Below are 7,547 nucleotides of genomic sequence, written 5' to 3'. Positions count from 1 at the left end.
CGTATCTAATATTCAGTCTCGCGTATACCCGTCGATTGTTTGACACTTACAAAGCGGAAATATGAATTGTGATACCATAAAACCATGAGTACGTTTGAACAGCTTACGCAGTATGGACATGCCCATCAGATCCCGATTCTGATGGACGAGTCGATGGAATGGCTGGAGAAAATTCTTCTGGAATACCGTCCTTCGACCTTTCTTGAAATTGGAACCGCCATTGGCCGAACTTCCATTGAAGCGGCCCGCATTCTCCCCGATCTTCAGGTCATGACGATTGAGCGGGATCCTGAAATGGCCGCCCAGGCCAGGAAAAACATCGAAGCCAGTGAACAGAAAGATCGCATTACCTTTATTGAAGGCGACGCCCGATATGTCGATCTGAGCGGCCAGACATTTGATCTGATTTTTATCGATGCTGCCAAAAGCCAGTACAGACGCTTTTTTGAGAAATACAGTCCGCTGCTTTCCGAGAATGGTCTGATCATTACCGACAACATGTTTTTCCATGGCCTGGTCGAACATCCGGAACGAACGCATAATCGACATACGAAAGGTCTGATTCGAAGACTTCGGGCGTACTGGGAGTTTCTTGAAACCAACGAGGAGTTTGAAACGACCATTCTGAACATCGGGGATGGTCTCGCTCTCACAAGGAGGAAACATGCTTAAATTCTTATTGAAAACTGGTGCCGTCGCCGCAGCAGCCGGGCTTGTACTCGGTCTGATTAAGAAATACGAAGACGACCGCGCTATGGACGAGGAAGACTGGGATTACGAAATCCAGAAAACTCCGGAAACCGACGCAGATGACGCAGCGAAGGAAACGCCGACGGATACCGCAGAAGTAAAATCTGCACCGGAAGAGACCGCCAAGCCAGAACCGGCAGAAGAGAGCACAGACGAAGAACAGTCTCTTCCTGCCATTCTTCCCGAAGAAGAACCCGTACCGGTTACAGACGAATCCGTAACGGCTGAAACGACGACACCGGAACACGAATCCGAAACGCCAGCGGAAAACAAGCCGAAATCCACTGAAGAATAAAGTCTCTTCCTCTTATGAGGAAAAGAAAGCAGGCTGCTGTACAGCTTCCGATTAGAGCTGTCCAAAATCCGCCTGAAGAAAGAAGGGTAAATCATGAAAGGTCTCAACAGGTTTCTGAAATTTGTGGCCGCTCTGGCGGCGATCGCCGCTGCCGTCGCAGCCATTGTGTATTTCTTCGAACGGCGCAACCGTGAGATGGAAGAGCTAGACGCCTATCTGATGGGCGATGATCCAACGTCCTCTTCCACCGATTTCGTTTCCTCGAATACAGATGCTGCACCGGATTATCTGAAAGAAGACTTTGAACAGCTGGGCACGCTCGATCAGGGCGAAATCATTAACGTATCCCTGATGGCAAGCCCCAACGATGTACAGGCTGTCCAGGAACAGCTGGCCGCAGCCGGGTATTCGAGCACATACGATCACGAAGGCATGATTCTCGACATTACGCTCAGCGGTCCGAAAGACGAACAGGAAATTCAGGAGTTCGTTGAGGAACTCGAAAAGATTTTAAGCAGCCGCAGCGTCGAGTATATCGGCTACGCCCTCGAATAATCTGAAAAAAGGATCAGATCCAATTCAACAGAAACAAGGCTCTCGCAACGGACGAACCAGCCCGGAAAGCGAGAGCCTTTTTGTATGCGGATGATCTGTTCTCAAATTCGTATCCCAAAAGCAAACATCTGCAGACGGGCGTTTCCAACAGAAAGAAAGAAATGGATCTTGACAAATTCTAATCCTTTAAAATACACGGCGAATATAAAATAAAACACGTGTACGAATCGCCAAACGGACTGAACTGAATCAAAAAAAGAGGAAAGTGCTTTCAAAAAACATTGAATCGACACCGTGAAGACCAATATAATCTAAGTGATTCATTCTGCCCGAACCGGCAGAAGAGGAAAGAGAAAGGATTGAAACAGTATGAATAAGAGAAGACTGACTGCTCAGCTCCTCTCTGGTGTTTTAGCCGCGCAGGCTTTCCTGGCTGCGACTCCGATTGCTGCTCAGGGCGAACGAGCCAGCGATCTGAAGCCAAACGATTCCGTTACACAGGATCCTGCCGCTTCTAAATTCACAGGGATGGAGTGGAGCGGTACCGATTACACCGTCGATGGCAAGACTGAAAACTATGTCGACACCTTTGGCGTGAATCGGGAAGATGCTTCGACCATGATCGTTCCGTTCCAGGACGACGCATCCGCACGAAAAAGTGCCTTTGAATACAAGGCCAGAGAAAATTCGGACTACATGCAGATGCTGACAGGAGACAACGAGACATGGCAGCTCAATGTGGTTCAGAATCCGGAAGCCGCCGAAAAATTTGAAGGCGCAAACGGGTTCACCAGTAAAGAGTTCTCCAATGATGCATGGAAAGACGTTACGATCCCCTGTTCCTGGACGATGCAGGGTTTTGATTTCTCCATTTACACCAACCAGACCATTCCATGGCAGACCAAATACGGCGACAGCACCTCGCCAAACCTGGCGCCTGCCGCTCCGACCCACTACAATCCGGTCGGCATGTACCGCAAAAACTTCACACTCAAAAAAGGCATGCTCGATGACAGCCGCCGCGTGTACATTAACTTCCAGGGCGTTGAGTCTGCGTATTACGTGTATGTCAACGGCCATGAAGTCGGCTATTCCGAAGATACTTTCTCGCCGCACAAATTTGATATCACCGATTACCTGCAGGAAGGCGATAACTTCCTGGCGGTTAAAGTTCTGAAATTTTCCGACGCCGTATGGATGGAAGACCAGGACATGATTTATGACGGCGGTATTTTCCGCGACGTCTTCCTGACTTCCGCACCGCTCGCCCAGATCAAGGACTACAAAGTGGAAACCGATCTCGATTCGACGTACACCAACGCCGATCTGAAAGTGAAGATGGAAGTCCGCAACCTTTCGACTTCCAATCTTGAAAACTGGAGCGTGGATCTGGCCGTTTATGACGAAGACGGCACAAATATCCAGGCCAATGCCACAGATATCAGTCAGGCTGTATCCGTCAACGCCGGCGAGGAAGGCATCGTTCAGATTACTTCCCGCGTCAACAATCCAAAACTCTGGAGTTCCGAACATCCAAACCTGTATGCACTCGTTCTGCATCTGAAAGATGCCGACGGAAATGTTGTCGAAACGCTGTCCACACAGCTTGGTTTCCGCGAAATCGAATACACGCATACCCAGACCGATGACGATGGCTGGACCACCACGACGAAGTGGGATCCAATCAAGATCAACGGTGAAAATCTGCTGCTCAAAGGTACCGACCGTCACGACTCCGATCCGGTTTACGGCAAAGCCACCCCGATGAAATCGGTGGAAGCCGATCTGAGCCTGATGAAGCAGAACAACATCAACGCGATCCGTACCTCTCACTATTCCAACGACGACTACCTGTACTGGCTGGCTAACCGCTGGGGCCTGTACATCATGGCCGAAACAAACGTGGAATCCCACTGCTTCATGTCCGACGGCTGGCTGGGCGGCGAGTCTGGCATTGCCTCGCGCTACAAAGCAAAATTCTACAACGTCATCATGGACCGTGAAGAAACGGCGTTTGAACGTCTGAAAAACAATCCGTCCGTCGTGATGTGGTCTTTAGGAAACGAAACTGCACGACCGTATAAACTCGACGACGGCAACTACGTCTTCCGCGATGCGATGCGCTATTTCAAGGAAGAAGACCCGACCCGTCCGGTTCTGTTTGAATCGTTCGGCCCTGACATGGGCGGCGATCTGCACGGCGAACAGTATACTGGCGTAGACGGCATTAAGTACTATGCCGGCGAAGGCAAGATTCCTTACGTTCTGACCGAGTACGTTCACTCGATGGGCAACTCGACCGGACACATTTCCGACTACTGGGATGTCATCCGCTCCGCAGACAACATGGCCGGCGCCTTTGTCTGGGACTGGGTAGACCAGTCGCGCTACAAGAGCCTCAGCGACTTCTTCGCTGGCTGGAACTTCAAGGAAGCCCAGCATAACCTCACCGGTACAGCCGAAGGTGAACGGAAGGATCTGCAGACCGGCCTGGACGGCAGCAAAACCCTCAACGGCGGCGCAGCCTTCAGCGGCTACCTTCTGATCGACCAGAACGATAAGATCGATGAAACCCTCAGCGGCGCGGACCGTACGTTCACGCTCGAAGTCAACGTGAAGCCAAAATCCGTGGCCAGCGATGATGTGTATCTGACCAAGGGCGACTCGCAGGTAGCGCTCAAGACGAACAAGTCCAACCAGATTGAGTTCTACGTTTACGACAGTACCTGGAGAAGCGTAACCTGGCCGATCCCGGAAAACTGGGCCAACAACTGGCAGCATCTGACCGTGACCTACGATAAGGGCACCGTAAATCTGTACATCAACGGAGAAAAATACGGCGACACCAAGTCCACAGGCAACATCACCATCAAAAACACCAGTTACCAGCTGGGCGTAGGCGCACAGACCGAAGTCAATCTGCGCCGCGTCAACGGCGACATTTCCATTGCCCGCATTTATAACAAGGCCCTCACGGCGGACGAAGTCAGAGGCCAGCACTCCGCAGAGCCGGCCATCGGCAAAGGCGATGACTCTGTAGTCCTCTGGGTTGACTATGCGGACAAGGAAACCACACAGCTGACTGATAAGGATACGAGTGTCTGGGATTACTACAGTACCGAAGGCGCGCATGCCGGCATTTATCCAGAGGAAGCCGAAGGACACTTCCTGGCGTACGGAGGCGACTGGGGCGATGTTCCAAACGACAACTCCTTCTGCGCCAACGGTCTGGTTTCCGCCAACCGCGACCCGCAGCCGGAACTGAACGAAGTCAAATTCCAGTACCAGAACCTTTGGTTCACCGCGACGGAAATGCAGCTGCTGTCCAAGAAAGTCACCGTCTACAACGAAAACAACTTCGCTAACTTCAACGAATACGATGTGGAATGGGAAGTTCTTGAAGACGGCAAAGTCGTTAAGAGCGGAACGGTAGTTACACCAAGCATTGAAGGACGCGAAACGCAGGAAATTTCCGTTCCGTATGAACTCCCAGAGCTCAAGGACGGATGCGAATATCTGCTCAACGTACGTGCAAAACTGAAAAACGACACCGACTGGGCCAAAGCCGGCCACGAACTGTCTTACGCGCAGTTTGTTCTGCCAACCGACCAGGCACAGTATCAGGCAGCAGCCAATACGAACCCGGTAACGGTTACTCCGGACGATACCAAATTCACCGTTACTGGAAACGGCTTCTCCTTTGATATCGATAAGACGAGCGGTCAGATGCTCAACTACGTTTACGGCGATGACACTGTCATTAAGGAAGGTCCAAAACCGAACTTCTGGCGCTGCCTGACCGAAAACGATGAGCGCGAAGGCGATTCCATCTTCGACCACAACTGGAGAAATGCCATGAATAACGCCACAGCGGAAGTAACAGCTGTTGTGGAAAACGGCAAGAACGTCATTACCGCCGTTCTGACTCTGCCAAGCGCGCAGGATGCGAAAGTGACCATCGTCTACACGATCGACGGCAGCGGTGCCGTAACGATGCACATGAAGAGCGATGCGACAAACACCACCATGGGCAACTACATCATGGTCGGCTCGAACATGATTCTTCCGGAAGGATACGAAAACGTCAGCTGGTATGCGGACGGACCGGATGAAACGCTCCTTGACCGTATGACATCCGCTCGTGCGACAACCTTCTCCAAGACCGTTTCGGAAAACTTCTACCCGTACATCAAAGTCGATGACACCGGTATGTATCCAGGCACCCGCTGGATGCGCGTCTCCTCGACAAACAGCGATACCGACCTGCTCGTTGTCGCTAAGAACACCGTTCAGACCAGTGCTCTGCACTTCACCCCAGAACAGATGAACGCAGCCAGCCATCCGTACGAACTGACACCGATGAAGGATACCGTAATCGGCATCAACTACGGATCCAAGGGTACCGGCGGCGCCACCTGCGGGGAAGGCACCCGCGCAGAATACCGTCTGCCAAACCAGGTTTACGAGTGGGAATTCACTCTGGTTCCAGTCGCAAAAACCAAAGAAGACATTTCTACCGAATACCATACGTTCCACAACGCACAGATTCTGACCACCGAAGATATCGTTGAGAACGCCGCAGACGCGATGAACGAAAAGATCACCGCGTTCCTGCCGGCTCAGGCTTCTCAGCTTGACGAGGCTAAGGCGCTCAAAGCGGAATACGACGCTCTGCCAGATTCTGTAAAAGCGAAGATCACCGAAGACAACAAGACCAAAGTCAGCGGAATCGTTGCGGAAGTCGAAGCCTTCGTAGGCAAAATCAGCGTTCTGAAAGACCAGTCAAAAAACCATCTCGACGTACCTCTGGAAGATACGATGAAATTCGCGCGTGAAGCCGACGGCACCGAAGCCTTTGGCGGCTACGCGTATCTCGGTCACAACGACGTGATTGCTCCTGTCTTTGCGGCAGGCAAATCCTGGACGATGGAAACCGTGATTATTCCGACAACCATGTCCGGACAGAAAACTCTGCTTTCCAAAGGCGACTATCTGACCACGCTCCGTCAGCAGAATGCCAACCTCTCCTTCCACATTTCCAACGGAAGCAGCTGGTATGCGACGGACACAAACGACAGCACCGCTTTCACCAGCGAAGAACAGGCAAATTTCGTCGGCAAGCAGCACCGCATTACCGCGATGTATGACTACACGGAAGGAACGCTCTCCATCTACTACGATGGCGAACTCCATACGACAAAGAATGTCGGCCAGGTAGACATCGCAAGCTCGGTAAACGAAGCCCAGCAGCTTTGCATCGGCATCGACCCGCAGAACACGGATCGTATCGGCGATGCGAAGTACGTCTCTGTTCGTCTCTTCAATAAGGCTCTGAGCGCTGATGAAGCGAAAACCGGCCTTACTGCAGACAATGAGAGTACCGTTCTCTGGCTTGATGCCAGCAAGCGTGCTTCGCTCGATGTGGATCTGAGCTATCTCGAACTTGCAGCCGGCAAAGCTGCAGAAGCTAACGCGCATGCAATGGACTACAAGGAAATTTCCAATGCAGTCAAGAACGCAGCCGCAACGGTTTCTGACCTGCGCAGCCAGGTTCTGGCTGGAACCGCTACGCAGCAGATGATCAACGAGAAAGCCGCTGAAATCAACAACGCGGTACTCGCTCTTCGTCTCAAACCTGTCGCTTCCAAGCTCGAAGATCTCGACTAAGCGCAGCAGCACAGCGGCCAGATGGCTAGTCCGCCTGAATGCTTATGACGATGACGTCGTGATTCCCACGTAAAGCGCGCGGATCCTGGCTATAAACCGCCTAAGCTATGCAAGTACAAGTCATTCCAGCTCAATTGACCTCTATGAAGCTCTGTATGCCCCTTTTCAGGGACATATGGGGCTTCTTTTTGTCGGCCAGCCTGGAAACGCCGGACACACGGTTTTAAAAGTAAGCGTCAAATAAAAGACGGGTATTTTCTCGACCGCCTCCTTGGGATAA

At 51.8% G+C, this 7,547-nt stretch carries 4 protein-coding genes; all 4 read left to right on the top strand.

Annotated features, from left to right (window positions below):
• Positions 1–84: 84 nt before the first annotated feature.
• The 4 genes from Q2J39_RS10070 (at position 85) to Q2J39_RS10055 (ending at position 7,267) form a co-directional block, all read left to right on the top strand.
• The gene (locus Q2J39_RS10070; RefSeq protein ID WP_288340539.1) at positions 85–672 is read left to right on the top strand and encodes an O-methyltransferase; all 588 of its coding nucleotides are present in this window, start codon (positions 85–87) and stop codon (positions 670–672) included.
• On the top strand, positions 665–1,045 hold the full coding sequence (locus tag Q2J39_RS10065; protein WP_288340542.1) for a hypothetical protein: 381 nt from the start codon (positions 665–667) through the stop codon (positions 1,043–1,045). The genes Q2J39_RS10070 and Q2J39_RS10065 overlap by 8 nt, the downstream gene beginning before the upstream one ends.
• 93 nt (positions 1,046–1,138) lie before the next feature.
• A complete protein-coding gene (locus tag Q2J39_RS10060; protein WP_230268167.1) occupies positions 1,139–1,600 on the top strand; it encodes a hypothetical protein in 462 nt (153 codons plus the stop codon).
• 369 nt (positions 1,601–1,969) lie between these two features.
• Positions 1,970–7,267, top strand: coding sequence for a glycoside hydrolase family 2 TIM barrel-domain containing protein (locus Q2J39_RS10055; protein ID WP_288340546.1), 5,298 nt, complete (start codon positions 1,970–1,972; stop codon positions 7,265–7,267).
• Positions 7,268–7,547 lie beyond the last annotated feature (280 nt).

Origin of the sequence: uncultured Allobaculum sp. (genome assembly GCF_948576815.1) — a bacterium.
GTDB classification, from domain to species: Bacteria; Bacillota_I; Bacilli_A; order Erysipelotrichales; family Erysipelotrichaceae; genus Allobaculum; species Allobaculum fili.
This window is presented reverse-complemented; position numbering and strand designations above follow the sequence as displayed.

Excerpts from the sequence above, each read along its gene's own strand:
- Q2J39_RS10065 (WP_288340542.1), top strand. The coding sequence starts at position 665 with ATGCTTAAATTCTTATTGAAAACTGGTGCCGTCGCCGCAGCAGCCGGG.
- Q2J39_RS10055 (WP_288340546.1), top strand. The coding sequence starts at position 1,970 with ATGAATAAGAGAAGACTGACTGCTCAGCTCCTCTCTGGTGTTTTAGCC.
- Q2J39_RS10070 (WP_288340539.1), top strand. The coding sequence starts at position 85 with ATGAGTACGTTTGAACAGCTTACGCAGTATGGACATGCCCATCAGATC.
- Q2J39_RS10060 (WP_230268167.1), top strand. The coding sequence starts at position 1,139 with ATGAAAGGTCTCAACAGGTTTCTGAAATTTGTGGCCGCTCTGGCGGCG.